General features: G+C 70.2%; 1 pseudogene. It reads right to left on the bottom strand.

Going from position 1 to position 3,940, the window contains the following annotated elements:
• Nucleotides 1-3,940 (bottom strand): annotated as a pseudogene (locus A5663_RS11840) (condensation domain-containing protein); the annotation flags it as partial.

The following is a 3,940-nucleotide window of genomic DNA, read 5'->3' as shown; positions in this document are numbered from 1 at the left end:
GCCTCGGTCGGACCGTAGGCGTTGATCATCGTGCGCCCCGGCGCCCACCGGTCCACCAACTCCGTCGGGCACGCCTCGCCCGCCACCACGAGCGCCGACGTCAACCCTTCGGGTGCGAGCATGCCTGCGGCAGAAGGGGTTTCGCTCAACACGGTGACGCCTTCGGCTACCAGCAGCGCGTGCAACTCGTCGGGGAAAGCTGCGACGTCTTCGGGCACGACGACCAGCCGGCTGCCGTGCAGCAACGCGCCGAACATCTCCCACACCGAGACGTCGAAGGAGTACGAGTGCCACTGCGACCACACCTGACCCGGGCCCGACGGCACCCCGCCGAGTCCGTTGGTCAGGAAGTGGACCACGTTGCGGTGAGTGACCGCAACGCCTTTGGGCACCCCGGTGGTGCCTGAGGTGTAGATGAAGTAAGCGATGTCGCCGGCAGTCGGCGCGCACAACGGCCGGTCCGGGCCGGTCTGGATGTGCGGATCCTCGGCGTCGACGACGCGCACATCGCACCCGGCCAGCCGATCGGCGGACGCGGCGGTCGTGACTGCGGCGACCGGTGCGGCGTCGGACACCATGAACTCGATCCGTGTCGTCGGCAGCGCCGGGTCGATCGGCAGATACGCCGCGCCCGTCTTCAGCACCGCGAGGATCGACACGATCGCCTCAGCCGACCGCGAGAACACCAGCGCCACAGACTGTCCCGGCCGGGCGCCGAGGCCGGCCAGATGATGGGCCATCCGGTTGGCGGCGTCGTCGAGTTCGCGGTACGTCCACGACCGCTGCCCGTCGGTGAGCGCCGCCGCCTCCGGCGTGCGGGCCACCTGCTCGGCGAACAGCGCAGGCACCGACGCCGAGACGGTCTTCGGCGACGTCAACGCCGCCCGGTTACCCCAGTCGTCCAGTTCGGCGTGTTCGTCCTCGTCGAGCAGGTCGAGGGACAGCAACCGCCGTGAGGTGTCCGCGGTCATGACTGTTGGCCCGAGTCGGCGGTCATCGCCACGAGCACCCGCTTGAACCGCTTGATGAGCGCCGCGATCCGGGCGCTGTCGAACACGTCGGTGTCGAACTCGATCCGGACGTCCAGTTCACGTCCGGGGGCGGCCTGCACCGACAGCGGATAGTGGTTGTATTCGCGGGGTTTGACGTCGGTGATGGCCAACTCTTGGGCTCCTGATGGTGCGGAGGTGTCGATCGGGTAGTTCTCGTAGATGAAGAGGGTGTCGAACAACTGGTCGTGGCCGGCAATGCGGTGGATGTCACCGAGGCCGACGTGCTGGTGCTCGAGGGTGTCGTTGTAGACCTGCTGGAGCTGGTCGAGCAGGCTGGCGACGGTGGTCGTCGGGGTGATCGTCGCGCGCACCGGCACGGTGTTGATCAACAGGCCGACCATCGAGTCCGCGCCGGGCACCTCGGTGGGCCGCCCTGAGACGGCGGTGCCGAAGGCGACGTCGGGCTGGCCGGTCAGCCACATCAGCAGCTGCACCCACGCGGCCTGCAGCACGGTGCTGACGGTCGTCCCGTGGGAGCGGGCCAGCTCGGTCAACGCCCGCGTGGTGTCCTCGGCCACCTGGAACGAGGCGACGTCTCGCCGGCCCAGGCTCGACCGCCCCGGGGGGCTCACCAGCGTCGGGGTCTCGAATCCGGCGAGCACCTGGCGCCAGGCCTCCTGGGCGGCGGCGCGGTCGCGGTCGAACAGCCAGCTGACGAAGCTGCGGTAGGACGGGGGCGCCGGCAGATGCTGGCCGTAGTAGCTCGCGATCGTCTCCCGCAGCAGGATCGACGTCGACCAGCCGTCCATCACGATGTGGTGGTTGGTCAGCACGAACCGATGCTCATCTGCCGCGGTGCGGATGAGCTCCGCCCGGAACACCGACTCGTCGGCCAGGTCGCAGACCGCCGCACGTTCGGCTGCGCACAGCTGCCGCACCTGCTCGTCGACGTCGTCGACACCCTCGAGGTCGACGTACCGCCAGGGCACCACCGGGTCCACCGGGATGACCTGGACGGGCTCGCCGAACTGGTCGGAGAATCGGGCCGCCAGGTTCGGGTGCCGGTTCACCACCGTCTGCAGGGCGTCGCGAAGCCGGGCGGCGTCGAGGGCCCCACTGATCGTGATGTCCAGCTGCACGGCGTAGACATCGTCGTCGTGGCCCTGCGCCGTGCTGGTGTGGAAGAACAGGCCGAGCTGCAGGGCGGTCAGCGGAAGGACATCGGCGACGCGGTGCTGCTGTGCCAGCTCGTCGATCTCCTGCTGGCTCAGCCGGGCGGGGGCGATGTCCGAGGGCGTCAGGCCGCCGCCGCCGCTGCGCACGTGTGCGCGGATGCCGGCCAGCGCCTCGAACCACAGCCGGCTCAGCCTCTCGACCTGCGCCTGGTCCAGGGCTGAGGGCGCCCACCGCCAGTTGGCGTGCAGCTGCGGGCCGGTGTCGGCGTCGGTGGTGACGGCGTTGAGTTCGACGGTGTGCGCCAACGGCATCGGCAACGCCGCGGTTGCCCCGGTCAGCGCCAGGCCTTCCTCGCTGATCCGCCAGAACTCGCCGGACAGTTCGGCCGCGGCGCTGCCCAGCCGGCCCAGGTAGTTGAACCCGATCGCGGGTTCGGACCCGGCCATTCCGACGTCGGGGTTCAGGTAGCGCAGCAGGCCGTACGTCAGGCCGTCGGGCAGGGCGCGCAGCTGTTCCTTGGCGCTCTTGACCGCGGTGCCCAGCGCTGCGTCGCCGGCGACCACCTGCGCCCAGTCCAGGCCGCCGCCCGCCAGCGCGACCGGGTACATGGTGGTGAACCAACCCACCGTGCGCGACAGGTCGACGTCGCCGGCCAGTTCTTCGTGGCGGCCATGGCCCTCCACGTCGATGGCGACGGGCGCCTCGCCGCTGCCGAGGAACTCCGCAACGGCAAGCCCGAACGCGATCAGCAAGATGTCGTTGACCCCGGCGTGGAAGGCGGCCGGCACCTCACCCAGCAGCGAGGCGGTGGTCTCGGAGTCCAGCGCGACCGAGAGGTGGCCCGCGGTGGCGAACGTGTCGAGATCTGGTTGCACGGCCGGCAACGACGCCGGGGTCGCGGTCACCTCTCGCCACGCGTCGGCCTGCTCCACGACATCTGCGGTGCGCGCGTGCTCGGCCAGCAGCGAGGACCACCGCGCGAACGACGTACCGGGCGCCGGCAACTCCACAGGTTGGCCGTTACGGTGTTGCGCCCACGCGATGTTCAAGTCCTCCAACAGGATTCGCCACGAGACACCGTCGACGGCCAGGTGATGGACGATCAGCACCAGTTCGCTCGTCGAGGTGGTCCACAGCGCGCTGACCATCGCACCCGAGGCCGGATCCAGCCGACGCGTGGCCGCCACGAGCACGTCGTCGGACAATGCGTCGGTGACGTGCAGGCAGTCGCGGGCGTTCACCGCGCCCGCCTCGGGCACCTGCAGCGCCCAGCCACCGGCGCCGTCGTCGTCGACGCGGCAGCGCAGCATGGGATGCCGGTCCAACAGTGCCTGCAGCACCGCAACCACGTCCGCCTCGGCGACGTCGGCGGGAGCCTGGACCACCATGGTCTGGTTGAACTGCTCGACCGGACCCGTCATGCCCTGCAGCCAGCGCATGATCGGCGTCGCCACCACCGGGCCGACACCCTCGTCGACGGGACCGGAGCCGCCCTCGGCCACTCGCGCCACCCGCGCCAACCGGGCCACCGTCTTCTCCACGAAGATGTCGCGCGGGCGGCACAACACACCGGCAGCCCGCGCCCGGGCCACCACCTGCATCGACAAGATGCTGTCGCCGCCGAGTTCGAAGAAGGAGTCGTCGACGCTGACGCGGTCGACGCCGAGGACTTGGGCGTAGATGCCGGCCAGGATTTCTTCGATCGCGGTCACTGGGGCGCGGTAGCGTTCGGCGTCGCTGTATTCCGGTGCCGGTAGCGCGCGGGTGTCGAT

It is taken from the genome of Mycobacterium sp. E740 (assembly GCF_001672895.1).
Lineage (GTDB): Bacteria > Actinomycetota > Actinomycetes > Mycobacteriales > Mycobacteriaceae > Mycobacterium.
The sequence above is the reverse complement of the archived record's forward strand: the minus strand, read 5'-3'. Positions and strand labels throughout refer to the sequence as shown.